General features: G+C 49.1%; 24 protein-coding genes and 1 pseudogene. 16 read left to right on the top strand and 9 right to left on the bottom strand.

Annotated elements, in window-relative coordinates:
- Positions 1 to 10: 10 nt before the first annotated feature.
- Positions 11 to 496, bottom strand: a complete 486-nt coding sequence (locus ACFVS2_RS15005) for a MerR family transcriptional regulator (RefSeq protein WP_390235114.1) — start codon at positions 494 to 496, stop codon at positions 11 to 13.
- A 242-nt stretch (positions 497 to 738) separates the two neighbouring features.
- Here ACFVS2_RS15005 and ACFVS2_RS15000 point away from each other — a divergent pair, with 242 nt between their 5' ends.
- Complete coding sequence (locus tag ACFVS2_RS15000) at positions 739 to 2,937, top strand: DNA topoisomerase III (protein ID WP_390235111.1); 2,199 nt, start codon at positions 739 to 741, stop codon at positions 2,935 to 2,937.
- 79 nt (positions 2,938 to 3,016) lie between these two features.
- Here the strand turns inward: ACFVS2_RS15000 and ACFVS2_RS14995 are convergent, their stop codons facing one another.
- Positions 3,017 to 3,394 (bottom strand): VOC family protein, encoded by a 378-nt coding sequence (locus tag ACFVS2_RS14995; protein WP_173617000.1) that lies wholly within the window; start codon positions 3,392 to 3,394, stop codon positions 3,017 to 3,019.
- Between the two features lie 327 nt (positions 3,395 to 3,721).
- Between ACFVS2_RS14995 and ACFVS2_RS14990 the strand changes: the two genes are divergently transcribed.
- The 5 genes from ACFVS2_RS14990 to purU all read left to right on the top strand — a co-directional run bounded on the left by ACFVS2_RS14990 (position 3,722) and on the right by purU (position 8,515).
- On the top strand, positions 3,722 to 4,912 hold the full coding sequence (locus ACFVS2_RS14990; protein ID WP_390235109.1) for an HlyD family secretion protein: 1,191 nt from the start codon (positions 3,722 to 3,724) through the stop codon (positions 4,910 to 4,912).
- Positions 4,909 to 5,667: an ABC transporter ATP-binding protein gene (locus ACFVS2_RS14985; RefSeq protein ID WP_390235108.1), complete on the top strand. Its 759-nt coding sequence runs from the start codon at positions 4,909 to 4,911 to the stop codon at positions 5,665 to 5,667. The genes ACFVS2_RS14990 and ACFVS2_RS14985 overlap by 4 nt, the downstream gene beginning before the upstream one ends.
- Positions 5,664 to 6,803, top strand: coding sequence for an ABC transporter permease (locus ACFVS2_RS14980; protein ID WP_390235106.1), 1,140 nt, complete (start codon positions 5,664 to 5,666; stop codon positions 6,801 to 6,803). The genes ACFVS2_RS14985 and ACFVS2_RS14980 overlap by 4 nt, the downstream gene beginning before the upstream one ends.
- 18 nt (positions 6,804 to 6,821) lie before the next feature.
- The gene (locus ACFVS2_RS14975) at positions 6,822 to 7,502 is read left to right on the top strand and encodes a TetR/AcrR family transcriptional regulator (protein WP_007728114.1); all 681 of its coding nucleotides are present in this window, start codon (positions 6,822 to 6,824) and stop codon (positions 7,500 to 7,502) included.
- A 116-nt stretch (positions 7,503 to 7,618) separates the two neighbouring features.
- Entirely contained in the window at positions 7,619 to 8,515 is an 897-nt protein-coding gene (purU, locus tag ACFVS2_RS14970) for a formyltetrahydrofolate deformylase (protein WP_048034680.1), read from the top strand.
- Between the two features lie 76 nt (positions 8,516 to 8,591).
- On the opposite strand, the gene ACFVS2_RS14965 is transcribed toward purU, so the two are convergent.
- Positions 8,592 to 9,485, bottom strand: coding sequence for a LysR family transcriptional regulator (locus ACFVS2_RS14965; RefSeq protein WP_390235103.1), 894 nt, complete (start codon positions 9,483 to 9,485; stop codon positions 8,592 to 8,594).
- Positions 9,486 to 9,609: 124 nt separating this feature from the next.
- On the opposite strand from ACFVS2_RS14965, the gene ACFVS2_RS14960 reads away from it, so the two are divergent.
- Complete coding sequence (locus ACFVS2_RS14960) at positions 9,610 to 10,824, top strand: MFS transporter (protein WP_390235100.1); 1,215 nt, start codon at positions 9,610 to 9,612, stop codon at positions 10,822 to 10,824.
- Here the strand turns inward: ACFVS2_RS14960 and ACFVS2_RS14955 are convergent.
- From ACFVS2_RS14955 to ACFVS2_RS14945, 3 genes are all read right to left on the bottom strand, one after another.
- A complete protein-coding gene (locus ACFVS2_RS14955; protein WP_390235098.1) occupies positions 10,802 to 11,566 on the bottom strand; it encodes an alpha/beta hydrolase in 765 nt (254 codons plus the stop codon). The genes ACFVS2_RS14960 and ACFVS2_RS14955 overlap by 23 nt on opposite strands.
- A gap of 101 nt (positions 11,567 to 11,667) precedes the next feature.
- Positions 11,668 to 12,324, bottom strand: coding sequence for a CoA transferase subunit B (locus ACFVS2_RS14950; protein WP_007718547.1), 657 nt, complete (start codon positions 12,322 to 12,324; stop codon positions 11,668 to 11,670).
- A gap of 46 nt (positions 12,325 to 12,370) precedes the next feature.
- Positions 12,371 to 13,063, bottom strand: coding sequence for a CoA transferase subunit A (locus tag ACFVS2_RS14945; protein WP_173616667.1), 693 nt, complete (start codon positions 13,061 to 13,063; stop codon positions 12,371 to 12,373).
- Between the two features lie 265 nt (positions 13,064 to 13,328).
- Here ACFVS2_RS14945 and ACFVS2_RS14940 point away from each other — a divergent pair, with 265 nt between their 5' ends.
- The 5 genes from ACFVS2_RS14940 (at position 13,329) to ACFVS2_RS14920 (ending at position 20,154) form a co-directional block, all read left to right on the top strand.
- Complete coding sequence (locus tag ACFVS2_RS14940) at positions 13,329 to 14,576, top strand: efflux RND transporter periplasmic adaptor subunit (RefSeq protein WP_390235096.1); 1,248 nt, start codon at positions 13,329 to 13,331, stop codon at positions 14,574 to 14,576.
- The gene (locus ACFVS2_RS14935) at positions 14,569 to 17,817 is read left to right on the top strand and encodes an efflux RND transporter permease subunit (RefSeq protein WP_390235093.1); all 3,249 of its coding nucleotides are present in this window, start codon (positions 14,569 to 14,571) and stop codon (positions 17,815 to 17,817) included. Before ACFVS2_RS14940 ends, ACFVS2_RS14935 begins: the two co-directional genes overlap by 8 nt.
- 110 nt (positions 17,818 to 17,927) lie before the next feature.
- Positions 17,928 to 18,431, top strand: coding sequence for a VanZ family protein (locus ACFVS2_RS14930; protein ID WP_390235090.1), 504 nt, complete (start codon positions 17,928 to 17,930; stop codon positions 18,429 to 18,431).
- Positions 18,432 to 18,494: 63 nt separating this feature from the next.
- On the top strand, positions 18,495 to 19,613 hold the full coding sequence (locus ACFVS2_RS14925; protein WP_304502539.1) for an acetate/propionate family kinase: 1,119 nt from the start codon (positions 18,495 to 18,497) through the stop codon (positions 19,611 to 19,613).
- Between the two features lie 127 nt (positions 19,614 to 19,740).
- Positions 19,741 to 20,154, top strand: a complete 414-nt coding sequence (locus ACFVS2_RS14920) for a S1 RNA-binding domain-containing protein (protein ID WP_007718541.1) — start codon at positions 19,741 to 19,743, stop codon at positions 20,152 to 20,154.
- Positions 20,155 to 20,205: 51 nt separating this feature from the next.
- On the opposite strand, the pseudogene ACFVS2_RS14915 reads toward ACFVS2_RS14920, so the two are convergent.
- Positions 20,206 to 20,594 (bottom strand): annotated as a pseudogene (locus ACFVS2_RS14915) (rhodanese-like domain-containing protein).
- 119 nt (positions 20,595 to 20,713) lie between these two features.
- Here ACFVS2_RS14915 and ACFVS2_RS14910 point away from each other — a divergent pair.
- Together ACFVS2_RS14910 and ACFVS2_RS14905 are read left to right on the top strand one after the other, a co-directional pair.
- The gene (locus tag ACFVS2_RS14910; RefSeq protein ID WP_390235089.1) at positions 20,714 to 21,601 is read left to right on the top strand and encodes a LysR family transcriptional regulator; all 888 of its coding nucleotides are present in this window, start codon (positions 20,714 to 20,716) and stop codon (positions 21,599 to 21,601) included.
- A gap of 5 nt (positions 21,602 to 21,606) precedes the next feature.
- Positions 21,607 to 22,407, top strand: coding sequence for an alpha/beta hydrolase family protein (locus tag ACFVS2_RS14905; protein WP_390235484.1), 801 nt, complete (start codon positions 21,607 to 21,609; stop codon positions 22,405 to 22,407).
- On the opposite strand, the gene ACFVS2_RS14900 is transcribed toward ACFVS2_RS14905, so the two are convergent.
- Together ACFVS2_RS14900 and ACFVS2_RS14895 are read right to left on the bottom strand one after the other, a co-directional pair.
- A complete protein-coding gene (locus ACFVS2_RS14900) occupies positions 22,404 to 24,224 on the bottom strand; it encodes a sensor histidine kinase (RefSeq protein ID WP_390235086.1) in 1,821 nt (606 codons plus the stop codon). The two genes, ACFVS2_RS14905 and ACFVS2_RS14900, sit on opposite strands and share 4 nt — an antisense overlap.
- A gap of 5 nt (positions 24,225 to 24,229) precedes the next feature.
- A complete protein-coding gene (locus ACFVS2_RS14895; RefSeq protein ID WP_390235084.1) occupies positions 24,230 to 25,243 on the bottom strand; it encodes a BMP family ABC transporter substrate-binding protein in 1,014 nt (337 codons plus the stop codon).
- A 168-nt stretch (positions 25,244 to 25,411) separates the two neighbouring features.
- Here ACFVS2_RS14895 and ACFVS2_RS14890 point away from each other — a divergent pair, with 168 nt between their 5' ends.
- Positions 25,412 to 25,603, top strand: a complete 192-nt coding sequence (locus ACFVS2_RS14890) for a hypothetical protein (protein ID WP_048034665.1) — start codon at positions 25,412 to 25,414, stop codon at positions 25,601 to 25,603.
- 119 nt (positions 25,604 to 25,722) lie between these two features.
- Positions 25,723 to 26,076 (top strand): response regulator, encoded by a 354-nt coding sequence (locus ACFVS2_RS14885; protein WP_390235082.1) that lies wholly within the window; start codon positions 25,723 to 25,725, stop codon positions 26,074 to 26,076.
- Positions 26,077 to 26,097: the final 21 nt, after the last annotated feature.

Below are 26,097 nucleotides of genomic sequence, written 5' to 3'. Positions count from 1 at the left end.
AACCTCCTTGTCATGGTTCTTCCGGATGCTCATCTAAATATTCACCAAGTCGGTCGAGGTGGCGATCCATACTCGATTTTCTCTCGGCGAAAAATTTCTCATGCTTCATTCTCATCGTCCGTATGATGTTCATGAAATGCTCAACGGTAAACGGTTCGTTCCTTTGCATCCGACTCGATACATTCTCAAGCTCATGCAAGAGTTTCTGCTGCATGCGGATACTTTCTTTCAGGCTGTCTATTTGAATGGTAACAATGTCTGACAGGCTGAGTTGGTCTCCGGCCATAACGGCTTTAATCTGCTCCAGCGATAGACCCAACTCCTTTAAGGACAAAATTTGCTGTAGGCGTGAAATGTCCTTTTCGGTGTAGAGTCTGTATCCGGATGGCGAATAGTCGGATGGCGAAAACAAGCCTATCTGATCGTAAAAACGTAAAGTTCGTATCGTAATTCCCGCTATTTTCGCAAGTTCTCCGACTTTCCAATTTCGTTTCATGATCAGCCCCTTTCTTGATCGCTAGCGTTTCACCGGTAACTTCACTATAAACTGTTACGTTACGTAATGGTCAAGGAGCGCTTTGAAGTTTTTTCCAACACATCGCGTGAGCTTGCCCGTTAGCGTTTCATCACCCTAAGAGTCTAAAACTTTTTTTCTCGAAATATTTCTAAGCCCCTTCTTCCTGCTTTTTTGTTTACAATGGATACAGATAGTTGAATTGGTTTGAAAGGATGTCGTACATGAGTAAAACAGTTGTACTGGCAGAAAAGCCTTCGGTTGGACGCGACATTGCCAAAGTATTGCAGTGTCACAAAAAAGGAAATGGCTTTTTTGAAGGAGATAAATATATTGTAACGTGGGCACTGGGGCATTTGGTCACTCTCGCTGATCCTGAAGCGTACGGGCAGCAATTTAGCTCGTGGCGAATCGAGGATTTGCCGATTATGCCGTCCCCATTGCGCTTGGTCGTGATCAAGGAAAGCAACAGGCAATTCCAGGTAGTCAAACAACAATTGAGACGCAACGATGTCGGGCAGATCGTCATTGCGACGGATGCAGGGCGTGAAGGAGAGCTCGTTGCCCGGTGGATTCTCGAGCTGGTTCACGTGAATAAACCAATCAAGCGTCTGTGGATTTCCTCGGTGACAGATAAGGCGATCCGTGAAGGCTTCCGCAATCTGAAGGACGGCAAAAACTACGAAAACTTGTTTGCCTCCGCCGCCGCTCGTGCAGAAGCTGACTGGCTCGTAGGAATCAATGCCACCCGCGCTTTGACGTGCAAGCATAACGCCCAGCTCTCATGCGGTCGTGTCCAGACGCCAACACTCGCCATTGTAGCAACGCGAGAAGAGGAGATTCGTCGCTTTACACCCAAGCCATTTTACGGGCTGTCTGCGGTGGCCCAAGGTCCGATTCAGCTCCAATGGCAAGATCAGCAAACGAAGGATTTCAAAACGTTTTCCAAGGAGAAAGCGGATCAGCTAATAGGCGCTCTCAAACAGGAGAAAAACGCAGAAGTCATCGAGATTACTCGTGCGCACAAAAAGACGTATGCTCCACAGCTGTACGATTTGACGGAGCTGCAAAGGGATGCCAACCGGATGTTTGGCTACTCACCAAAGCAGACGCTGTCCATCATGCAAGGGTTGTATGAGCATCACAAGGCAGTGACGTATCCACGAACGGACTCTCGCTATCTCTCTGCTGATATCGTCGAGACGCTGCCGGATCGTATCAAGGCTGTCCAAATGAAGCCATATGCGCCCCTCGCGGCCAGAATCCTGCGTGTGCCGATCAAAACGAACAAATCGTTCGTAGATGACAGCAAAGTATCGGACCACCATGCGATCATCCCGACGGAGCAAGCTGTTTTTCTCGGTGATTTGAGCGATAAGGAACGCAAGATTTTTGACCTCATCGTGAAGCGCTTCCTGGCCGTTCTGTTGCCTGCCTTTGAATACGAGCAAACGACCATCCAGGCGAAAATCGGGAATGAAACGTTCCTGGCAAAAGGAAAAACCGTGCTCGCCCAAGGCTGGAGAGAGGCGTATGACCACGATGTAGAAGAAGACGACGCGAAGGACGGCGTAAAGGAACAAATCCTGCCTACACTTGCAAAAGGAGATCGTCTGCACATCCAGTCAGTATCCCAGACCAAGGGCGAGACGAAGCCGCCAGAGCCATTTACGGAAGCGAGTCTGCTGACAGCGATGGAAAACCCGGCGAAATACATGGCGAACGAGAGCAAGGATTTGATCAAAACGATTGGGGAAACAGGCGGACTAGGTACGGTAGCAACCCGCGCGGATGTGATCGAGAAGCTGTTCAACAGCTTTTTGCTAGAGAAGCGCGGCAAGCATATTTTTGTGACCGCAAAAGCCAAGCAATTGCTAGAGCTCGTCCCAGATGAAATGCAGTCGCCGACCTTGACCGCTCAATGGGAGCAAAAGCTCGGTGCCATCGCCAAGGGCAGCTTGAACAAGCGAGCGTTTATCGAAGAGATGAAATCGTACGCAAAAGAAGTCGTCCAACAGATCAAGAACAGCGATCAGACTTTCCGGCACGACAACCTGACCAGAAGCAGGTGCCCGGAGTGCAATAAGTTTTTGCTGGAGGTAAATGGAAAGCGCGGCAAAATGCAGGTGTGCCAGGATCGGGAATGCGGCTATCGCAAAAGCATTGCCAAGCAGACCAATGCCAGATGTCCAAAATGCCACAAAAGATTGGAGCTGCGCGGAGAAGGGGAAGGACAAACCTTTGTCTGCGCGTGTGGGCACAAGGAAAAACTGAAGACCTTCCAGGAGCGTCGCGACAAGGAAAAGGGCAGCAAGGTTTCGAAGAAAGAAGTATCCAAGTATTTGAAGGGGCAAGACAAGGAGCAGGACGAAGGAATCAACTCAGCGTTGAAAGACGCACTGTCCAAATTAAAGTTCGATTAAAGAGGCATGAAACAAAAGCATGAAACAAAAGCGTGAAACAAAAGGCGGCCGACAATTCCTGTCAGCCGCCTCCTTCTATTTACTTTTTCTCCAACACAGCAAAGTAATTTTCTTCATCGTCTGCGAAGTTAAAGACGCGGCCCGAAGGCATCGTAACAATGTCTCCAACCTTCACATTTTTATTCATGAGGTCGTTACGCAATTCCTCGATATTTTCCGAAAAGAGCAGGAGCGAAGGAGTGCCAAGATTCATTCCGGGCGACATTTTCGCAACAAATTCCTTATTGTGTAGAACGATGCTTGTTTCAGCGCCTTGAGCGGGAGCAATTTCAATCCATCTCATTTCACCGTTCTTCTCTTCTGAAACAACACGGAACCCTAGTTTTTCGGTCCAAAAGTTCACTGCTTGATCCTGGTTATTGACATACAGCATGATTTGACCGACTTTGCTAATCATCATAGACATTTTTCACTCCCTAAATAGTAGTTAAAAACCCGATGCTCCTAATCCTTTCCATCCCGATGGTATCTGATACCCGATGCCAAAGGACGTGGTCTAGCTTGTATTCATCATAGCATGAATAATCAGATAGGATTTCTTTTCAATTGCGCTTTTTAGAAAAAGGAATTGCATTTCGTAAAAGAGGAGCATATACTCACGAGTAAAAGTGAGTAATCACTCGCTAATCTAAAAAGGTCTTCTCGAGCCTGATTCTGTGGCTTGTTTTTTCATCATAAAAGAAAGTGATTACTCACTCGATTATGTAGCTAGGGGGAAGCGTTTATGAAACCAGTTGTTCGCTCCATTTGTATCGGGGGACTGTTACTGGCATTGTCGGGCTGCAATTGGACATCCGAAAATCATCCGTCTCTGTCCGGCACAATCGAGGCCATCGAGCTGCCGATCGTAGCTGAAGTAGGCGGATTGGTTACAAACGTTACGATAGAAGAGGGAAGTGCAGTAAAAAAAGGACAAGTGCTGGCCCAAATCGATAAACGAAGCTACCAAATTACTGTGGCAGAAGCGCAGGCAGCACTGGACCAAGCGACAGCCAGGCTGGAAGAGGCGAGAGCTGGTTCACGCGACACGACGATCCAAAGAAGCATTGCCAACGTCCAGCAGGCCAATGCGAATATCCAACTGGCACAAGCGAGAAAAAATCAGGCGGAAGCAGGAAAAGCACGTGCTGCTGAGCAGATGACACAGGCAGAATCGCAATGGCAGGGGGCGCAGCAGACCCTTTTGTATCAACAAAAAAGACTCGAGGAATCATCAGAGCTCTTCGAAAAAGGAGCGATCTCTGCCAAAGACCACGATGCGCAAAAAGAAGCAGTGAACCAGGCAAAAACGCAGGCAGATCAATGGGCGGCACAAGTAGCTCAGACACAGGCACAGTACCGTTCTGCACAAGGAGACATCGCTGCTGCTGCGGCCCAAATCGGTACAGCCCAAGCCGCGCAAGCCGGAGCGCAGGCGGATCTCGATCAGGTGAAGGAAGGAAGTACCGATTACGCGATTCGGGCACTGCTCGCCACCCAGCAGCAGGTGAAAGCGAAACTGGATCAAGCCTTATTGCAGGTGGAAAAGGCCCAGATTACGGCAACAGACGATGGTACTCTCTTGCGCTCCTCTATCGAACAGGGGGAAGTAGCCAAAACAGGCGCCACCTTGTTTACGATGATGAAGCCAGATCAGCTTAAGCTTGTCGTGTACATCCCGGAAGCACAATTGAATCGGGTGAAAAAAGGGCAAGAGGTTGGCATCAAGGTGGATGCCTATCCTGAAGAGACGTTTACGGGAACGATCAGTCGCATCTCGGAAAAAGCAGAGTTCACGCCGAAAAATGTACAGACGCCGGATGAACGCACCAAGCTTGTGTTCGCTGTTACGATACACATCACAGATGGACTCGACAAAATTAAACCAGGTATGCCTGCTGATGTGCTGCTGACAGACGAGGAGGGAGGTCAATGAACGCCGCCATCCAATGCGAGCAGTTGACGAAGCGTTTCGGTGATCGAGTAGCTGTGAACAGCTTGACTCTGACAGTTCCGCGAGGTTCGATTTACGGTTTTTTGGGCCCGAATGGCTCAGGGAAATCGACCACAATCCGGATGCTTTGTGGTTTGTTGACCCCGACGACGGGAAAGGGGACGGTTCTTGGCTTCGATGTCATGACACAGAGCGAGGAAATTAAGCAACGGATCGGATATATGTCGCAAAAGTTCAGCCTGTATGAAGATTTGACAGTGGAAGAGAATCTAGATTTTTATGCCGGGGTTTATCGATTAGGTGCAGCAGAACGCAAGGAGCGGAAAGCGGAACTGATTGAGATGGCAGGCCTGACAGGCAGGGAAAAGCAGCTTGCGGGATCGCTGTCAGGGGGATGGAAGCAACGCCTCGCCCTCTCCTGCGCTCTTTTGCACAAGCCGGAGCTGTTGATTTTGGACGAACCGACAGCAGGAGTCGATCCTGTTTCCCGCCGGATTTTTTGGGACGTTATTCATGAGCTGGCGAGACAGGGGATCACCGTGCTGGTGACCACACACTACATGGATGAGGCGCAGACATGCGATTGGATCGGCTTTATCTTTTTCGGCAATCTGCTTGCGGAAGGCACTCCACAAGAGTTGATCGATCGTATGGGAGTAGGCCATCTGGAGGATGTCTTCATCGATCTGGTTAGGCAGGAGGAAGCCAGACAGGCGGCGGAGGAGGGAGTCCGATGAGGCATTTTGTCTGGGAGCGTTACTGGTCTGTCGTGAAGAAGGAAGTCATCCAAATCAAGCGGGATCGTCCAAGTCTGGCGATTGCATTGGTCATGCCGCTGATGCTGTTGTTTTTGTTCGGATATGCTGTCAATACAGACGTGAATGACATCCAGATGGCAGTCTGGAATCAAAGCCCTTCTGCTGCCAGCCGAGAGCTGGTGGATCAGTTCGTCAATACGCGTGTATTCGAGGTGGCAGCCCATGTAAGTGGCTACGAGGAGATCGAAGCCATGTTAGACGATGGCTCCGTAAATGTCGCGCTCATTATCGGGCCAGACTACACCCGAAAGCGTGATCGCAACGAGCCGGTAGACGTGCAAATGCTCATTAATGGTTCTGATCCGAATATCGCCCGGACTGCCACTTCTCAAGCCCAGTTGATCGTCCAACATCAAGCGATCACGTTGCAGGAAATAAAACTGCAAAAACAAGGCTTGGGGGAACTGGAACAGCCACTCGGCTTGGATACACGCGTGCTGTTTAACCCCAATATGGAGAGTATTGTCTTCAATATTCCCGGTTTGATTGGCTTGATTATGCAAAACGTCACGATGATTCTGACGGCGTTTTCCCTCGTACGTGAGAAGGAGCGAGGAACAATGGAGCAGTTAATCGTGACTCCGATACGCCCATTGGAGCTGATGCTCGGCAAAATTACCCCATATGTAGGCGTAGGTCTCTTTTCGTTTTGTCTGGTGCTTTTGGTTGGAACGTATTGGTTTGGGGTCCCTGTCAAAGGTAGTATTTCGCTTCTGGTGACTTTGTCTGTCTTGTTTTTGGTGACGACGCTTCTCTTGGGCATTTTCATTTCTACGGTGGCAAAGACCCAGCTGCAAGCGATGCAAATGGCATTCGCCTTTATCCTGCCTAGCGTGCTTCTTTCCGGCTTTATGTTCCCGCGCGATTCGATGCCGCTCGTGATACAATGGTTAGGCGGGCTCGTCCCGTTGACCTATTTTCTGGAAATCTTGCGAGGAATTTTCTTAAAGGGCGTGGACATGGATGCGCTCTGGAAGGATGTCGTCGGAATGAGCAGTTTTTGTCTCTTGATCCTGACCGTCGCTATCCTGCGATTCCGCAAGAAGATCGAATAAGAGGAGCGTAATAGAAGGATGAACAAGCCGCCAACATTTGTAGAAGGCCTGTTGCAATATGTAGAAGAGTTGAAAGACGAGAGTGAGATGACGGAGAAGCAGCGCAATATTTTGCGTGCATCAGTGAAGCTATTCGCCGAAAAAGGCTTTCATGCCAGCTCAACCTCTGAAATTGCCAAAGAAGCAGGAGTGGCAGAGGGAACGATTTTTCGCCACTACAAATCGAAAAAGGATATTTTACTCGCTGTCGTAGCACCTGTATTGGTCAAATTCGCGGCGCCGTTTATCTTGAAGGATGTCCGTGAGATCTTCAAAGAGCAGAATAAAAAAACATTCTCCCAAATCGTGACAGAGCTGTACCGAAACCGGATCGACCTGGTGCTGGCGAATGAAAAGCATATTCGCATTTTGTTGCAAGAAGCCTTTTTCCATGACGAAATCAGAGAAGCACTGATCGCTACGGTTTTTACGGGTGTGAAGGAGATGGCAAATAAGCTGATCGAGGCAAAGGTAGAGGTAGGCGAATTGCGTCCGCTCCCGACACAGGCTGTCTTTCGGGCGATCCTGTCCTCGATGATCGGGCTCGTTTTGTTCCGGCAAGTTTTGGATACCGATGAATTTACGCAATTCAGCGATGACGAGCAAATCGCCTTGACCGTAGATATTTTGCTAAACGGGATTGGAAATCACTCTATCTAAAAATTTTTATCGATAAGTGAACATTTTTCTCTCCATTTGGGTATAGAAATCCCTTCAGGGAATGGTATAATTGCAAACAACTTTTTGCTGTTTTTTATTATGGAGGAGAGTAAACCATGCAATTGTTATCAGAGAGAGAATGGCTCGCGTATCGAGAGAAAAACAAAGATCGTGCGCGCATGCTGATTTCTTGCCCGGACCGCGCGGGTATCGTCGCGGCGGTGTCGAACTTCTTGTTCCAACAAGGAGCCAACATTGTTCAATCTGACCAGTACACGACCGATCCGGAAACAGGCCGGTTCTTCATGCGCATTGAATTCGATCTCATTAATCTGGACGAGCGCTGTGAAGAGATCAAGGAAGCATTCAGCCCTGTAGCCGAGAGCTTTGGCATGGAATGGTCCTTGGTCGAAGCAAACAAGCGCAAGAAGGTCGCGTTGTTTGTTTCCAAAGAAGATCACTGTCTATTAGAGTTGTTATGGCGTTGGAAGTCCGGGGAGCTGTTCGCGGATATCGCGGTTGTTGTCAGCAACCATCCTGACATGCAGGAGACTGTCGAGTCCTTCGGTATTCCGTATCGTTGCATTCCAGTCACGAAGGATAACAAGCCGCAGGCAGAAGAAGAGCAGATTGCAGCGGCGGAGGGTGTTGATCTGATCGTTCTGGCTCGCTATATGCAGATTTTGTCCCCTCGCTTTTTGGAGGACTACGCGATGCGGATTATCAATATCCACCATTCCTTCCTCCCTGCCTTTGTGGGAGCGAAGCCTTACGAGCAGGCGTATCGTCGCGGCGTGAAGCTGATCGGAGCGACAGCGCATTACGTCACGGAAGAGCTGGACGCAGGTCCAATCATCGAGCAAGACGTTCAACGTGTATCGCATCAGGAAGACGTCGAGGCATTGAAGCAGCTGGGACGTCAGGTGGAGCGTACGGTGCTTGCACGTGCGGTTCGTTGGCATCTGGAGGATCGGGTGCTGGTATACGGCAACAAGACGATTGTGTTTCCATAAGCATTGCGTATAAGAAGAGGCTATTCCTTTTGAGGAAAAGCCTCTTTTTTGCGTGTTTTCTGGAAGAAGGCTGCACTCACGAAGATCTCTCACGCTTGATCAACTCCAGAAACTGAGCAACAACAGGCCGCTGGTCTGTCTCATCGTCACGCGTGCAGACATACAAGGGACGCTTGATCTCTACCCCTGAAACGGTTACACGACCGACCTCACCCTGTTCTACCATTTCCCTAACGGCTAGAGCAGGAGCCAACATCGTCCCATATCCCGCGCGAATGGAGTGGATAGATTCGACCAGACCGTGATACTGAATACCGACCTGTGGACGTTTCACACCATGTTCGCGACAGAGGGAAAAAAGCCAATCGCGGGTAGAACTGCCTTGCTCCCGCAACAAAAATGGTTCCTCCACGAGTTGCTCCATACGAATCTCTTTTCCTGCAAGCGGATGCTGGGCAGGCAAAATAAACCAATAGGGTACATCCATCAAATGATACCGCTTGATAGGCAGCTCATCCCACGATTCCTTGAGAATGACGGCCACATCGACCTCACAGCTAAGAAGCAGTTCAATGGACTGCATGGAATTACGGGTGCGAATTTCCACATCGACTCCTTCATAATCGCGCTTGTACTGAGCGAGCCACTGTGGCACGAGATAATGGGAGGGGAGATAGGTAGAAGCAATCCGTAGCCGTCCCTTCTTCCCTTGCTTGATTTCTGTTAGCTGTGATTCGATTTCGCGTTCCCAGTCGTAAATGCGGCGTGCTTTTTCAAAAAGAAAGCGCCCCTCATAGGTAAGAGAAATTCCACGGCCATCCGGGATGAGCAAAGTGATTCCCGATTCATTTTCGAGCTTGCGGATTTGAGCACTTACAGCAGGCTGGCTGATCGAGAGTGCGATTGCTGCTTCGGTGACACTGCGTCGTGACGCTACTTCTACGAAAATGCGGAGTGCATGTAAGTTCATCATGTGCCTCGATTCATAACTTTTGTTTATGAGTGATAGATAAAGATGTATTAGATATGATGAGTGATTGCGCGTAAGGTATACCTCAGAAAGACAGAAAAAGGGTAGAGAGAAGGATCAGGAGATGAGAGAAGTCAGCGGAAAGACACAAGTCGTGGCAGTCGCACTGGTGACAGCATTATGTATGATAGGAGATTCGATGCTGTATGTGGTGCTTCCTCTTTTCTGGAAGGAGGCGGGATTAACTTCGCTGTGGGAAGTGGGGGTATTGCTTGCGGTGAACCGTTTCATCCGTGTACCACTCGGCCCCCTTGTTGGAAAATGGTATGAGCGCTCGGGCGGACGCACGGGTTTGATTGTGGCAGTGGTGCTGGCTTTTCTGACGACACTTTCGTACAGCTTGGAAGGTTTTTGGTTGTGGCTTGTGATGCGATGCTTGTGGGGAGTCGCTTGGACATTTTTAAGACTAGGTGCGTTTTCCTTAATCGTGAACGTTTCCGAAGGGCATAATCGTGGGCAGCTCATGGGCTTGTACAACGGACTGTATCGATTGGGCAGTCTTGGCGGCATGCTGGTTGGAGCGCTGCTGGCCTCTTGGTACGGGCTTTCTGTTGCCTCCATCGCACTTGCGGTACCTACCTTGTTTGCATTCATTCTTGTTTTTCGCTATATACGTCCTTCCTTTACCAGTCAGCATCCGGCAGACGTGAAGCAGATGGATACAGGAAAACGCTTGTGGAGTCAGGCGCAGGTACTGTTGACGCTGACGACGGCATTGCTCGTCACGATGGTGTACCAGGGGGTGTTTACCTCCACGTTAAGCAGAGTGATCGAAGTACGCGAACCGCTTATCATGATTGGCGGAGTCGTGCTGGGGGCAGCGGTGATTGCAAGTGTGATCCAAGGCATTCGCTGGGGGTGGGAGCCGTGGGCGGCCCCATTGGTAGGCAAATTGTCGGACAGGCATGGCCGGACGAATCTATTCATCGGGACATTGCTAGTCGCCTCCGTTCTGTTTGCCGCGTTGCAGGCAGCGTCTTCGCTTGTTCTATGGTTTGCGATTTTATTCGGCATCCAGCTGACCGCAACGATTATTACGACCGTGATGGATACCCTTGCGGCAGATGAATCTGCAAAACAGGCGAACAGCCAAGCAGTAATGACACAATACTCAGTTGTAAGTGACCTGGGCGCAGCGCTGGGGCCGCTCTTAGCCTTCTGGCTGGGTGAACAGGTTGGTTTGGGTCCAATGTACACCGGAATAGCGATCATCTTGCTTCTGGTCGGACTTGTATGGTTGGGCCGACCAAAGCTGATCAAGATGGAAAGCGCTTCTTAATAGTTGTCATGACGTAAGCAATGGCTGCCTCCTTGTCCGGACCGTGCAGCAGCATATGGTTCGAATGCTCGTACCAGGTGATTTGCGGGGAGGCCGATTCGTCTACGCTGGTTGCGAGTATTTGTGCGCTCACGGCGTGTACAGTGTCATCTCGCCTTGCTTGCAGCAGGAAGTAAGGGGTCTTAATTTGAGACAAAAGCGGCTTCGTTTCTGCCAATAGCCTGCGAAATTGCAGCATACTGCTAATAGGGATTCTGCCGATGCCATGTATGTAGCGTTTGGAGTGGGTAGAGAAATCCTCACGCAAATAGTGCATCGCCTCTTTGACATCCCAATATTTATAAGGGGTGTTGATGGTAATCAGCAGGGCGACGGGGTATTTCGTCGTCAAGTGAAAGGCGAGCAGTCCCCCCATGGAAAATCCGATAACCACGATGATGTCAGCGCGCATGGACAGTCGCTTGTAGCCTTCTTCTGCCGAGCGGAGCCAGTCGTGGCGGGTGCTTTTTGCCATGTGTCGACGAGTAGTCCCATGTCCCTCCAAGGTAGGGCATTCCACCTGATAGCCAGCTTCGCGAAGCTTTTTGGCGAGTGGGAGTATGTCGTTGATGTCTCCGGCAAATCCATGGATGAGTAAGCAACCGACTGTTCCTGACATGGAATCTCTTCCTCTCAGATACTGGGAAATTTGATGGATCATCCATATTATATACGAAAAGGTGAGAAGGAGGCGACCGCGCAAGTGTGCCCACACCAAGCAAAAAAAGAAAGAAAAAGCGACTTCACGCAGCTGCGATGAAGTCGGCTATTTACTAACGGGGGGTTCTGTACCTGAAAAATAGGTTACAGCCCAATTGTTTTCAGTTCTGGAGAGATAACTAGCGTAGGTTGTGTGCAGGCTTGGATATCTTCCGCTGTATAGCCTTCTGCTACTTCGACGAGGACGAGCCCATCTGGTGTGACGTCCATGACAGCTCTGTCTGTAATGATACGGTTGACAACCTTCTTGCCGGTAAGTGGCAGAGCACATTCATTCAAGATTTTTGTCTCACCATGCTTGTTGACATGATCCATGATGACGACGATTTTTTTCGCGCCGTGGACGAGATCCATGGCACCACCCATGCCCTTGACCATTTTGCCAGGAATCATCCAGTTTGCGAGATCACCCGCAGCAGAAACCTCCATCGCGCCCAAAATAGCGAGGTCGATATGGCCGCCGCGAATCATCGCAAACGATTCAGCACTGGAGAAGTAGGCCGCACCTGGAATAGCCGTAACGGTTTCTTTTCCGGCGTTGATTAGATCAGGATCGAGGTTTTCCTCTGTCGGGTAAGGGCCAATTCCAAGCAAGCCGTTTTCCGATTGCAGAACAACCGTTTTTCCTTCCGGGATGTAGTTGGCGACGAGCGTGGGCATTCCAATCCCCAAGTTTACGTAAAAGCCATCTTCTATTTCCCCGGCGGCACGAGTGGCGATTTGCTCACGTGTAAGCGACATCTGTGTTTTCCTCCCTTGAATGTAATCCGGTTCTCGCTTTTGCTACTTACGAGCGGATAGTGCGTCGTTCGATGCGTTTTTCGAACGAAGGTGCCTGTATCACACGTTGCACATAGACACTTGGTGTGTGAATATGCTCAGGGTCCAGTTCACCTGTCTCTACGATTTCTTCCACTTCGACGATGGTGATTTTTCCGGCTGTTGCCATCATCGGATTGAAGTTTTGGGCTGTTTTGCGGAAGACGAGATTGCCCATCTTGTCAGCCTTCCACGCTTTGATCAGTGCGAAATCACCCGTGATGCCATACTCAAGCAGGTATTCTTTCCCTGCGAAATCACGCGTTTCCCGTCCTTCAGCGATAGGTGTGCCGACTCCAGCTGGGGTATAAAATGCCGGAATACCAGCTCCGCCTGCACGAATTCTCTCCGCCAGCGTCCCTTGTGGCGTCAACTCGACTTCGAGCTCACCCGACAGAAATTGACGTTCAAATTCCTTATTTTCTCCCACATAAGAGGAGACCATTTTTTTGATTTGCTTTTCGCGTAAAAGGAGACCGAGTCCCCAATCATCTACCCCACAGTTATTTGAGACGACTGTCAAGTTTTTCACTGCTTTGTCCCGCAGGGCGATAATCAGATTCTCTGGAATTCCTACCAGTCCGAAGCCGCCCACTAATAAAGTGGCTCCATCGTGAATATCAGCCACGATGTCCGTGTAAGAAGTGTAAATTTTGGCCATGACGATCACTCCCACCATGAAAAAATAAAGGATTTGTGTAAGCGCTAACAATAGGGTCGGTGCAGATGCCCCGTTTCCCTGCCCTTCTATCATACTAGATACGAGTTACAAACAAGTGACGAGACATTTGGATTAGAAAAAATAATGTAAAATGACAGAAAAGTAGTACAACTATACCATTTTTTTCTGTAAAATATATTTTGTCAATATTCGTCGTTTCTTTGTCAGTATAGGAAGATTCAGGGGGAAATGTGGGGTTGCAGGAATGAAAAATACGAATAAATGGATAAGTCTCACGGTTGTGGTCCTGTTGCTCGTAGGGTGCGAAAAGCTAAATGAGGATGTTTCAAGTCTGAAACGAACGAAAGAAGAAACTGTCATCAAGGTGAAAACGGTAAGTGCGTATACGGTGGAGAATGGCAAGGATGAGCGACTGATGGAAGTAGCAGGTGTAGTGGCACCGCGTCAGGAGCTGGCATTATCGTTTGGCGCCTCAGGCAAAATTTCAGGCATTCTCGTTGAAAAAGGTGCCGCTGTCAAGGCAGGGCAGACGTTGGCGACATTAGATGGAACGGCCTTGCAGCAAGGAATTCACGCAGCCCAAGGACAAGTAGCAAGTGCTGCGATCAAGCGGGAAAAGGCCGCCAAGGGACCGGAGAGTCATGAGGTGCAGACCAAGAAGCTACAGGTAGAAAAAGCGAGAGAACAGATGCAAAAAGCTCGCGACGAGCTCTCCAAAGCGGAGATTCTGTATGCGAATGGAGCCATCTCGAAAGATGAAAAAGACAAGCTGACCTCAGTACTTCGACAGGCCGAGTTGAGTCTGGAAGAGGAGCAAGTTGCGTACAACAACCTGCTGAAGGGCGCCGATCCACTGGATATCGAAGAAGCGAATGCAAGTATCCAGCAGGCCAATGTTCAATTGAGCCGCGCGAAGCAGGAAGCGGCTGATGCGGTGATCAAAGCTCCGTTTACAGGTGTGGTAGCTGCGATCTCCAAGACAGCATCAGAGCAAGCTGGCCCTGGGACAGAAGTCATTCGGATGGTCGATACGAGCTCTTGGCTTGTTAAGTTGCACGTAGAAAGAGAGCAAGTCGCCCATTGGCAGGCAGGTAAAGTGGTAAAGGTAAAAGCTCCGGACGGCAGTGAAGTAGAAGGAAAAGTGACGTTTGTCTCACCTGTTATGGATACCAGCTTGGGGTCTTATCCAGTCGAGGTGACCGTAGACGGCAAGAATGTAGCGTGGAAGGGTGGCATGACTGTCACTTGTCAGTATCCGCTGCCAGCGTCAAATGTTGCGCTCGTTCCTGTTAGCAGCATCGGTGTCTCTGATGAAGAATATTACGTCATGAAAATCAATGAACATTCAGTGGAAAAGACGTTTGTCAAAGTGGGGGCATTGCAAGGAACCTTCTATGAGGTAGTGGAAGGCCTCGTGCCTGGTGACCAGATTGTTGCTGCAGGCTTGTCGTATGTAGTGGATGGTGAGGCGGTGAAGGTGGCGGATGAATAACAAGACATTTTTATCGATTATCCCCTCCTTTGCCCGCATCCTGGCGGTCATTTGCTGTCTACTTGCGGTAGGAGCTTGGTTCGGGCTTGATATCAAGACGTTTCCGGATCGGTCTGTGCCTGAATATACAATCAGTCTCTCAGCACCCAAACTCTCCTCTGCGGAAGTAGACGAATCTGTCGCGAGAAAAGTAGAGGAATCGGTACGTTCATTGGGCAGTGTGCTCACGATTGGTTCCGAATCTCGGACGGGGTCGGCGGTTATTACTGTAAAAACATCGGAACAAATCGGTTCGGATTACAAGGAACGGTTGGAAAAGAAGCTGGGAGAAATCACGAAGCAGCTGCCAGTGCAGGAGTGGAGCGTCAGTCAAAGCAATCTGGCAGATAGCAAAATTGGCTTTTATGTCCTGTACGGCACGGACTTGCAGACCTTGTCAGACGTTGCCCAAAATACCGTCTACGACAAACTGATCAATTTGCCAGGAATTGCTCGCATCGAAATGGACAAGCAAGCCTTGAAAGAGCAGGTAGATATTATTTTCCGACCGTCCATGCTACTCGCTTACGGGCTCACACCTGCTGATGTTCTGTCGCAACTGCCGACAGATGTGGTTGGAAAAGAGGTAGGCTCTGTTGGAGCTGATAAGGATCGAACCATTATTCAATGGACGAGTAAATCGGAAGGGCTGCAAGATCTGGGTAAGCACTTGATCTCCACCGATAAAGGATACGTGCCACTAAATACGTTGGCTGACATTCGTGATCGACGCGGGAGCAAAGGCGAACAAATCGGGATGTATCGAGGCTCGCCTGCATTAGGAATCAATGTGTACGCAGCAGATGTCGGGCAATTGCCTGTGATCAGCAAGCAAGTAAAGGAAGCGGTTGGCGAGTTGAATCAGGCTTCAGGAGGCAAGTACCGCCTCGATTTGTTTCGTGACGACGCGCAGACAATCACCGCTGCATTGAGACAGCTTGGGGCACTGGCTGTTCTAACCGCTGTCATTTGTTCGCTCTTTTTGTACCTGACCCGAAAACAATTGTCAGGGGCTGTACTCGCGCTTTTGGCAAACGTTCTAGCGGTCGGCAGTGTTCTTGGAGGCATGTGGCTTTGGGGCATCCCATTGACGCTCTCCACGCTTGGACCACTCGTATTGTTTTCGCTATTGTTCACAGGAGCAGGCAATGCGTTATTTCATCAGTTTTCTCGATTGCCCGCGTACTCGGTTGTTCGTTGTTTGCAAGTGGCGTGGGGGTTGATGAAGCCGTTTTTGCTCACGGTTGTCGTAGTGGCAGCCTGTTGGACAGGTGTCGTTTTCACTGATTTCCTCAAGGCAGAAGACAAGGTTGTCTTGTACGATGCTTGGCCAGTTCTTTTGCTGGGGGCGTTTGCTCTTCTTCTTATCTATGGATTTATCACGCCAGTACTGACAGGAACGTGGCTGGAAGCTTCCGAACGAGTAGAGGAGGATACACCACGGCCTTCCAATAAAGTGACAAGTTATTTTCAAGATCGCTGGGAACGACTGGTGGAACAAGGGTATTTGCCTTATGGAATCACACTGGTTGCCTCGCTTGTCTTTGTCTTTTTGCTCAAGTCGTTTATTCTTGTAGATCCGTACGCCAAGCTTGATTATGGCGACAAGTCGCTTTCTTTGCCAATGGTGCAGGGAAGCAGCATCGATGAGGCTATGCGGGCAGCACAAATAGCTGAGGAGCGCTTGCTCGCCATTGACGAAGTCCGAGATGTCTATACGATTGCCTCCGAAGAAAATCTAAGCTTTCAACTAAAGCTCGTGGACAAATACGACTGGACGCAATCGGTCTCGGAGCTGGAAAAAGTACTGGACAAAGAGCTGCGAGATATTCCTCAGACAGATCCGTTTGCGCTGGTCATTAATAAAGACAAGGCAACTCGTCTCGTCTTGACGATCATGGGGCCATCCTTGCAAACGACGCAGAACATTGCTAATGAAGTATTGGCATTCATGGAAAAACAGAGTGCGAAGGATAAAGAGGGGCGAGAACTGGTAACAGATGAACGAATCGGTCCAGGTGCAGAGGGGACCTTTATCGACATTCGTCCGAAACAAGAGATGCTGGCACGCTACCGGATTACGCAAGAGGAGATCAAGAGACAACTGGAGAGCTATTTGGGAGAAAAAACAGCTGGCAGTGTCTATTGGAATGAGCGTCAGGTACCTATCCACGTCCGATTCGCTGACGGGTGGATGGACTATCCGGATCAAGTGAAAAATATTTTGATTCGAACCTCACAAGGTACGGTGCGATTATCTGAGCTGGTAGATTGGTCGATCGGCAGCGAACCGCCCATTTATCAACGGGAAGACGGACTGTATGTCTTCAAGGTAAGCAGTGCCGTCTCAGACCCTAGTCGAATTGAGCTGTGGTCTTACATCATTCCTTATTCCATGCAAGAAAAGGTGACGATACCTGAAGGCTACACGGTATATAACGACGATGAGCTGAAGAAATTGGAGGAGAAAAAGCTCAACAAGGTTGATTGGAGCAGCCGCTTCTTGACGATTGGCAGTCTGGTTGCCCTCGTACTTATCATGAGCTTGCTTTTGCAACGCAGAACACGCGATGGATTGTTTGCCCTCGTTCTCTTGCCAGTCTTGTCTGGAGGCTTTGCGCTGGGATTGCTGTGGTTGGATCGACCCATGAACGTTATGAGCTTCTACGGTATGGTTGCTGCCATTGCCGTCATCGTTTTGCAGGCACTTCTTGCGATGGATGAGCTGTACAAGGCCCAAGCCGAACAGGAGCGGGTTTGGGTCGGTATCAAGCTTGGGGCCAAACGCACCATGGTCAATCAAGCGGGGATATATTTGGCGATCGCTTTAGCCAGCCTTCCGCTAGCTGGGGGCTTGGGTAATGGGAATGATTCGTTTGCGTCCTTTGCCAGCGTATTGTTGTTTGGCATTCTAATGGGGGCTTTTGCCACAATGGCACTTCTTCCTGGTATGCAACTTGCAGCTGTGCAAAGACAGGCTGCCCATTCTGAGATGTCCTTGCCGATCCTCGCTCGTCATTTGCGGATTTGGTGGGAAAACAACCAAGTACGTCGCCGCGATTTCAAAGAAAGAAAACGGGAACAAACCCGCTCACAAAAAACAGGGCAAGCCGAAGACTCGAACCACGATTCTCGGGGGTATGTGCCTGTACAAGAGGACTTCCTGCCTCTTTCTTCTTCTACACATGACGCCAACCGCTAAAATAGGTTGGCGTTTTTCTTTTTCAATCGTTCACGTAGCTGTAACCGACTAACCAGGTATGCGTCATGGTAAGATAGGAAAGAGAATCGAAAGCAGGGGGTAGCAAACACGTGCGTCGATATCGAAAAGTATGGGATTACTTGCTTTTGATTGCCATTCTACTCGGGTTGTTCATTTCTTCTTCGCAGCCATACGCTAAGCAAGACATGCGAGGGACGATAGACAAGCTCGTGGATGAACAGAGCTTACAGGACCGTATAGGCGACATATCGATTCCTTACGGAGGCAAGGATGTGAGCCTGGAAGAAAAGGGAGCGGCTGGTTTTATCGAGTTCTTGATACGGAAAGGAACACACTTTACAGTTTTTGCCCTCTTGGCTTATAGCTGGTATCGCGTATTTTCGCATCATCTCTCGTTTGGGCAAGCACTGCCCTGGAGCGCTTTTTGCAGTGTGATGACGGCAGTTTTGGATGAATGGCACCAGACGTTTACACCGGATCGAACTGGAATGGTGCAGGATGTTTTGCTCGATGCATCTGGATCTGTCACGATGTTGTTGATAATTGCTCTCAATTACCTGTATTCACGAAGAGCATATCGTTATAAAATGTAGGGAGCCTATCCATCCTATGAGGAGAGAAGGCTGCGATTGAATGATTGGAGAGTGGAGTAGATCGTGGTAGAAAAAAAGAATGTCCTTGTACTGAACTGCGGAAGTTCTTCGGTGAAGTACAAGCTGTATGAAATGCCTTCCAAAACATTGATTGCGCATGATTATTTGGAGCAAATCCAGCGTGACCAATATGAAGATGCTATTCGGGGAGTGTTTGAATCCCTCAAACAATATTCGATAGATATCGTTTCCCATCGTGTTGTCCACGGCGGGGAAGCATTTAAGCAGTCCGTTATTGTCAATGACCAAGTAAAAGACGAAATTCGTAACCTGTCCCGTTTCGCCCCGCTTCATAACCCCATTAACCTGACCGGGATTGAAGTTGCTCAAAGTCTGTTTCCTGATTTGATTCACGTAGCTGTTTTTGATACAGCGTTCCACCAAACCATGCCACCATCTTCTTATTTGTACGCACTGCCTTATGAATACTACGAGCAATACGGTATTCGCAAATACGGTTTCCATGGAACGTCTCACCGCTATGTCATGGGCCGTGCAGCAGAAATGATGGGTCGCCCGAAAGAGCAGCTTCGTCTGATCAGCTGCCACATCGGAAGCGGGGTAAGTATCACGGCGATCCGAAATGGTGAATCGTATGATACGTCGATGGGGATGACGCCGTTGGCTGGTTTGTCCATGGGTACGCGAAGCGGAAACATTGACCCAGGTATCATCCCGTATATTGAGGAAATTGAAAAGACCGACACGGCTGGCGCTATTAAGATTCTGAATAACAATAGCGGTCTCATGGGCGTATCGGGTGTATCCAACGATTTGCGCGACGTTATGAAAAAAGCAGAAGATGGACATCTCCGCAGTAAGCTTGCGCTGGAATTATTTACCACTATTCTGCATAAACATGTGGGACTGTACCTTGCTCGACTGAATGGAGTCGACGGCATTATCTTTACGGCAGGTGTCGGAGAGAATAGTGCTGCCGTGCGTGATTTGGTGTGCTCTGGTCTGGAGTTTGCCGGGGTAAACCTGGATCGTGAGGTAAACCGCACCAGCAAAGGTGAGACATTTATCAGCACGAAATACTCTCCGGTAAAAGTCATGGTAATCCCGACAAATGAAGAACTTGTAATGGCAATGGATGCATTCGAACTGGGGCATAACTAGCTTGGAGTAGGTGCCTAGAAAGAATAGGCTTTTCAGTATTGGAATTTCTCTGCTATACTAAGAGAATGAGGCTTCTGGTTTGAGGTTCTCACCATTTTTCTGAAAAAATAAAAGGAGTGCAAACTGAATGGCAGTACAAGTGGGAAGCATCATCGAAGGAAAAGTGACAGCGATTAAACCGTTTGGGATGTTCGTAGCAGTCAGCGAAACCGAGCAGGGGCTGGTCCACATTTCCCAAGTAGCAAACGGTTTTGTTAAGGATATCAATGATCACTTTACCGTGGGGGCACAAGTAAAGGTAAAAGTACTCTCCATTGATGATGCAGGTAAAATCTCGCTTTCGGTTCGCGCAGCACTCCCAGCGCCTGAGCGTCCGGAACGTGAAGAACGCCGTGGTGGTGGATATCGTGGAGGCGACCGCGGAGGGAATGCAAAACGAGAAAGCGGAGCTTCTTTCGAAGATAAGATGAAAAAATGGATGAAGCACAGCGAAGAGAACCTTGCGACAATCAACAAAAAGAACGCAAAACGCGGCTACTAAGCCTTGCGATAACGTGAAAAGGACGGGGATGATTCCCGTCCTTTTTTGCGTCTAGTGTTCCAGTGGATTTCCTTCTTTTAGCCAGTATTCAAACCCGCCGAGCATTTCTTTTACTCGAAAGCCAAGAGCGGCCAGTTTCGCGCACGCCTTCGCAGCACCGTTGCAGTTGGGGCCCCAGCAGTAGACGACCATGAGCTTGGTCGGGTCCAGAGCAGCCGTCGTTTCAGCGAAATTAGGGAATGGGGGAGATTCAGAGCCCCGGGAACGTGACCATCCCGATACGCTTTCTCGCTGCGAGCATCCAGGATGTAGAAGCCTTCCACTCGGTTTTGGATGTCATTCCATACATCAGCGACATCTGTCTCGAGAGAAAGCTTGTTGAGAAAATGAGTGAGGGCTACTTCATATGACGCGGCGGGTGTTTGTAAAACAAGGGACATATCAAAATCCTCCTCGGTACGTATGATGGTTATGTACAGAGCATAGCATTGAAGCATTCATCACAGTTATCTATACTATTCAATGAGGATCATTACTGATTTCTATGGGAGGAAGCGGGATGGAGCTGGTCTATTTACATACTTTTCGCGAAGTAGCTCGATATGGGAGCTTTACACGGGCAGCAGAAGAACTGGGCTATGCTCAACCGACGGTAACGGCACAAATGCAAAAGCTGGAGCAGTCGTATGGAGCCCCGCTATTTGAAAGATACGGACGTAAGCTGCGACTGACGCAAGCAGGTGAAGCCTTGCTGCCGTATGCACGGGAATTGATTCGTCTGTATGGGGAATCTAAAGAAGTGATTAAGCAACAGATGACAGGTCCGATTGCCATTGGAACGATCGATACATTGGCGGCGTTCTTTCTGCCGCCGTATTTGCAGGCTTTTTGTCAGCAATACCCTCAGGTTGATTTAGTATTGCGGACGGCTGGGGAAGCAGAAATTGTGCAACAGATCAGAGATGGTTATCTCGATTTCGGGATCATTTTCGATCGCCCTTGTACAGACCCTGAGTTAGTCACCCACGTTATTCGTGAGGAAGAATTGGTGATCGTCATGCCACCCGCACATCGATTCACAGCAGCAACGGCACTCACTGTCCATGATTTGAGCGGCGAGCCACTTGTATTGACCGAAGAAGGCTGTACGTATCGGGGCATGCTGCTGGAGGCCTTTGGAGAGGCTGGGATGAGTCAGCGAATCGCCTGCCAGTTCAGCAATCCGGAAGCGATCAAGCAGTGTGTACGCTGTGGCTTGGGTGTAGCTTTGCTGCCGCTCATGGCGGTCAAGAGAGAGCTAGCAGATGGGGTGCTCACAGCCGTCCCGTTTCAGTCAGATAAGCCGCCTTTTTCCATTCAGCTTGTTTATCATAAAAAGAAATGGCTATCACCTTCGATGGTTACGCTTGTGGATACGATTACGAGATCACAGAGAGAGGAATCGTGAGCAGGATGCAGCTAGATACTTCACCATTTGTCGCATGTACACCCGAGGAGACAGTCCATCCGGGAGTGCGACTCTATACCGTCAGCTACTACAGTCAAGGCTTGCTGGTAAAAGCTGCCTTGGCTGTACCAGAGGCCTATTTTCAGGAGGGAGCATGTTTGCCGGCTCTCCTGTATTGCCGAGGCGGGATAAAAGGAGTGGGACGTGTCAGACCCGAGCGAATCAGTCAAATGGCCGCCTTTGGCTACGTGGTCCTCGCTCCTCATTACCGTGGCAACGAAGGCGGAGAGGGCCGGGATGAATTCGGAGGGGCAGACAGGCATGATGTGTTTGCTGCATTTGAATTGCTCGGCAACCTAGAGAAGGTGGATAAGGGGAGAATCAGCGTCTACGGCTTTTCACGCGGTGGCATCATGGCCTTGTTTGCCGCAATTGAGTGCAAGGGCGTGTTGTCTTGCGTCGTATGGAGCGGTGTCAGCGACATGTTTTTGACCTATGAGGAGCGGGTTGATCTGAGAAGGATGCTGCGCAGAATCATCGGTCACCCGCGAAAGCAGGAGGATGCCTACCGCGATCGGACGCCTTTGTATCGGATGGACGAGATTTCTTGCCCTGTGCTGATCATACATGGAACGGAAGATGAGAATGTGGGAGTGGAGCATGCTCATAAATTGGCAGATGCGTTGACGCGAGCAGGCAAACCGTATGAAAAATGGCTGGCGCAAGGGGCCAGCCATCTGTTTGTCGGAGAAGATATAGAGATGTATACACGCAAGATGTTCGCTTGGCTGGATGCGCAAGCCTAATCTTCTTTTGGTGTAAGCGGTAGCGTGATGATGATTTCCGTTCCTTTCCCCAGCTTACTGTTCACGTGCAGCTCCCCACCGTGGTTTTCAACCATTCGTCGGGAAATCGGCAGCCCCAGACCTGTTCCATCCTCTTTTAAGGAGAAGAACGGATCGAATATACGCACCAGATACTCTTGGGAAATGCCTTCTCCCGTGTCTCTGACATGAATATGGACAGCCTGTTCGTCCAGGCGGCTTTCAATGGAGAGAACGCCGCCGTCTTTCATGGCTTCAATGCTGTTTTTCATTAAATTTAACAGGATTTGCTTTAATTGCTCGACATCGACGTGAATGCGAATGCTCGGATCACAGCGGTCTACGATTTGAATCCCGTGCAGCATAGCCTCGGCATTCATCAAGGGAAGAATCGAATGAACGACACCGGCTAACGGAACCTCGCGATAATCGGGCTTGGACGGTTTGGATAGCATCAACAACTCCGTCACAATGCGGTTGACCCGTTCAATTTCCTGCAAGATCAAGGGCAAGTAGTACAAATCGCGCTCTTGATTCGATAAACGCTGTTCCAATAGCTGAATAAAGCCGTAGATGACCGTTAGCGGATTGCGAATTTCATGAGCGGCTCCCGCTGCCAGCTGACCGACCATGGCCAGCTTCTCGGATTGATTCAAGTACTCTTGAATTTGCTCTTGCTCCGTAATGTCCAAGAAGGCGACCATCCACCCGGTTTCCTGATCGTGGTGATGATTGTGCAATGGGATGTAGGAGACAAGGGCAATGAATGGTGTGTCGTCTTTTTTGTACAAGGTCATTTTGCGATTGACGAACCAGGGAGTCGGCTCATTGCGTGTGGGTGCTTCAAAGGAAACCTTGGACACGGGGTAACCGTGATCGTCGAGCTTGACCAAATGCTGTGCCAACTGGTTTACATGAAGACCGACTGTCGCATGCGAATGAGTAATAATGCCAACAGGCAGAGAGTTTAAGATTTGCTCCCGGATGTTTTTTTCTTCGGTTAAAATTTGCCGTTGCCTTTCATCTTGTGCGAATAGATTGGCGATGCTGCTCGACATTTTATTGAACTCTTGCGCCAACTCAAGGAATTCATCTTGATGGGTATAAACGATTTGTTGGCCGAATGTTCCTTTCGATACTTCACGCGCTTGCTGCATCAGAGACTGGATCGGGCGCAGCAGCTCATTTCGGAAGTAAAACGTACAGAACAGCCCAAACAAGATAGAGGCTACAGAAACCGAATACGTCAGAATCAACGAGACTTTGATGCTCTCATTCGAATTCTGAAACTCTTTGTTCGTCTGATACTCCAGCTGATTGAGTGAGAAAGAGAGATCTCGTTCCAATCGATCAAGCAAGGGCTGTACTTCATTGGAAAGGACATAGCTGACGGCGGGAACATTCCCTGCTTGCAGCAACGGATTTATTTTGTTCAAAAAAATAAAGTCCAGTTTTGATATCGATTCAATAATGGTAAACAAGCCACTGTTCGCCTCGGTTTTGGGAAGCGAGGAAAAACGAGCGGTATCGATCAGATTTGTATAGTACTGATCCAGGTAAGACTCGTTGCGTGTCAATGTATACATGTTCAACGCATATGTCTTGGTGTAAATCTGGTTTTTGACTTCCAGTAAGGCGCTCGTTTGAGGTAAGAGGTTTTGCGTCAAATACACTTCATCAGAGGTGACCTTTGTCATTTGATAGCTGAACAGGGTCGTTACGCAACCGATGAGAAGCATCATTACGAGATAGCTGAGCATGATTTTTTTCTGAAATCCGAGATTGCTGAAAAGGGGCATGCTGATTAACCTCCATACGAGCCACGGGAAGGAATGAGATTTTGCAATTCCCGTTCTAAATCTTCACGTACATTTGCTGGCACCATGTGACCGAATTGACTGAGATGGTTGACTCCTTCGGCAAGTCCGTACATAACTTTTCCATTGGGGAGTTCCCCTTGAATAAACTGTTCCATGATGATGCGGTAGCATTGACGAACATCCTGCATCATGGAGACCAGCACGTAGTCTGGAGCGATGTAGCGCTGATCGGCAATGTATCCGATGGTGAATACTCCTGCGCGCTGCGCTTCTGTAATCACTTCAAGATTGAAGCTGTCGCCTGTGGTGTAAATGACATCCACACCTTGAGATATCATGTCGCGAGTCGTGCGAATGGCTCCCTCAATATCATTGAAGAAATCAGGAACTTTTCCCACGACAATAGACGTGTTGGGCGATGCCTTTTTCACACCCTCGATAAAGCCTTCTAATTGCAGGAGCTCTGTGGGCTTGTCTACCAAGATGTATCCAACTTTATCCGATTTCGACATCTTCGCCGCAAGTATGCCGACGAGCTTGCCAGCAGGCTTCATATCGTAACGAATCGTCGTCTGATTCGGATGCGGAGCCTCTCCGTTAAAGGAAACAAAATGTGATTTCGGATATCGAAGTGCCACGTCTGTAAAAGGATCAGAGAAGATGAGGCCATGACCGAGTATGAGATCATAGTCGTTGGCTGCATATTTCTCAGCCACCTTCGTGATCTGCTCCGGTTTTATATTATTAGCGATTTCGAGTGAAAAGTTAAATCTTTTTTGCAGTTCTGTCATACTCTCCAGTGCACTGCTGTTCCAGCCTTGATCATAAGTGGGGCCCTCCAGTAACAGGGCGACACGCACTTTGTCAGAAGAATGGCTGCTTTTATTTATGACTTTATCGAGATGCTTCATGCTTGTAACGAACTGACTGGTAATGAGCAGAAGCAGCCCGACTACCAAACCGGTAAATAAGACGGGAAATGGCAGCAGCTTTGGCATGCGGGATTCCTCCATAGAAAAAAAGCATAATCCACTTAAAAATATAAATACACGTCATGTCTATTATATCGGTTCTGTGAAGGTTGTGCATGGAAAAAAGGGATACGGACAGGCTAAGCGTATGGAGAACATCCTGCCAAGCGGGAACAGAAGGGAGGCGTACACGCGATGGAAAACGATATGGTGGAAATCCCCCAGATTCATATTCCTGATGAGGTAACACAGGTCGATCGACCGGAGATTGGAGAGACCACTCCACACCCGAAACCAGATAGTCCTCTGGCGTCGAGCGGGACAGCTGAACCCGCCAGTGACAGCGATTCGAAAGAGAGCAGCGAGCGAATCGGCTTTATTTCATAAAACCGATCGGAGTTCGCCACATTCGACAAAAGAAGTCATTTTCTCTCGTGGACAAGGCTTGCGATTTCTGCAAAAGTAGGAAGTAGAATAGCAAGCGAGATGCGAGGGGATAAGACTGCATGGCCCGATTGCTGATAGTAGATGACGCAGCCTTCACGAGAAGGGTGCTGACGGATATGCTAGGCGAACAACATGAAGTTTGTGGAGAAGCGAGCAATGGTTTGGAGGCAATTGAAAAGTACAAGGAGCTCAAGCCGGATATTGTCACCATGGATATTACTATGCCGCACATGCACGGGATTGAAGCCATGCATCACATCTTGGAATTTGACCGTGATGCCAAAATTTTGATCTGCTCGGCAGTCGGGCACCGGCAGAAGGTGCTGGAAGCGATGAAAACAGGAGCGAGTGATTTCGTCGTGAAGCCTTTTCAAAAAGAGCAGATACTCGATGCAATCGCACGACTTTTGTAAACAGGAAAAAGCAAACAGCCG

It is taken from the genome of Brevibacillus sp. NPDC058079 (assembly GCF_042885155.1).
In the GTDB taxonomy this organism is placed as follows: Bacteria; Bacillota; Bacilli; order Brevibacillales; family Brevibacillaceae; genus Brevibacillus.
The sequence above is the reverse complement of the archived record's forward strand: the minus strand, read 5'-3'. Positions and strand labels throughout refer to the sequence as shown.

What these genes read in the sequence shown, in the direction of transcription:
- ACFVS2_RS15005 (WP_390235114.1), bottom strand. Translation starts at nt 496, where the DNA reads ATGAAACGAAATTGGAAAGTCGGAGAACTTGCGAAAATAGCGGGAATT.
- ACFVS2_RS15000 (WP_390235111.1), top strand. Translation starts at nt 739, where the DNA reads ATGAGTAAAACAGTTGTACTGGCAGAAAAGCCTTCGGTTGGACGCGAC.
- ACFVS2_RS14995 (WP_173617000.1), bottom strand. Translation starts at nt 3,394, where the DNA reads ATGATTAGCAAAGTCGGTCAAATCATGCTGTATGTCAATAACCAGGAT.
- ACFVS2_RS14990 (WP_390235109.1), top strand. Translation starts at nt 3,722, where the DNA reads ATGAAACCAGTTGTTCGCTCCATTTGTATCGGGGGACTGTTACTGGCA.
- ACFVS2_RS14985 (WP_390235108.1), top strand. Translation starts at nt 4,909, where the DNA reads ATGAACGCCGCCATCCAATGCGAGCAGTTGACGAAGCGTTTCGGTGAT.
- ACFVS2_RS14980 (WP_390235106.1), top strand. Translation starts at nt 5,664, where the DNA reads ATGAGGCATTTTGTCTGGGAGCGTTACTGGTCTGTCGTGAAGAAGGAA.
- ACFVS2_RS14975 (WP_007728114.1), top strand. Translation starts at nt 6,822, where the DNA reads ATGAACAAGCCGCCAACATTTGTAGAAGGCCTGTTGCAATATGTAGAA.
- purU (WP_048034680.1), top strand. Translation starts at nt 7,619, where the DNA reads ATGCAATTGTTATCAGAGAGAGAATGGCTCGCGTATCGAGAGAAAAAC.
- ACFVS2_RS14965 (WP_390235103.1), bottom strand. Translation starts at nt 9,485, where the DNA reads ATGAACTTACATGCACTCCGCATTTTCGTAGAAGTAGCGTCACGACGC.
- ACFVS2_RS14960 (WP_390235100.1), top strand. Translation starts at nt 9,610, where the DNA reads ATGAGAGAAGTCAGCGGAAAGACACAAGTCGTGGCAGTCGCACTGGTG.
- ACFVS2_RS14950 (WP_007718547.1), bottom strand. Translation starts at nt 12,324, where the DNA reads ATGTCGCTTACACGTGAGCAAATCGCCACTCGTGCCGCCGGGGAAATA.
- ACFVS2_RS14945 (WP_173616667.1), bottom strand. Translation starts at nt 13,063, where the DNA reads ATGGCCAAAATTTACACTTCTTACACGGACATCGTGGCTGATATTCAC.
- ACFVS2_RS14940 (WP_390235096.1), top strand. Translation starts at nt 13,329, where the DNA reads ATGAAAAATACGAATAAATGGATAAGTCTCACGGTTGTGGTCCTGTTG.
- ACFVS2_RS14935 (WP_390235093.1), top strand. Translation starts at nt 14,569, where the DNA reads ATGAATAACAAGACATTTTTATCGATTATCCCCTCCTTTGCCCGCATC.
- ACFVS2_RS14920 (WP_007718541.1), top strand. Translation starts at nt 19,741, where the DNA reads ATGGCAGTACAAGTGGGAAGCATCATCGAAGGAAAAGTGACAGCGATT.
- ACFVS2_RS14910 (WP_390235089.1), top strand. Translation starts at nt 20,714, where the DNA reads ATGGAGCTGGTCTATTTACATACTTTTCGCGAAGTAGCTCGATATGGG.
- ACFVS2_RS14905 (WP_390235484.1), top strand. Translation starts at nt 21,607, where the DNA reads ATGCAGCTAGATACTTCACCATTTGTCGCATGTACACCCGAGGAGACA.
- ACFVS2_RS14900 (WP_390235086.1), bottom strand. Translation starts at nt 24,224, where the DNA reads ATGCCCCTTTTCAGCAATCTCGGATTTCAGAAAAAAATCATGCTCAGC.
- ACFVS2_RS14895 (WP_390235084.1), bottom strand. Translation starts at nt 25,243, where the DNA reads ATGCCAAAGCTGCTGCCATTTCCCGTCTTATTTACCGGTTTGGTAGTC.
- ACFVS2_RS14890 (WP_048034665.1), top strand. Translation starts at nt 25,412, where the DNA reads ATGGAAAACGATATGGTGGAAATCCCCCAGATTCATATTCCTGATGAG.
- ACFVS2_RS14885 (WP_390235082.1), top strand. Translation starts at nt 25,723, where the DNA reads ATGGCCCGATTGCTGATAGTAGATGACGCAGCCTTCACGAGAAGGGTG.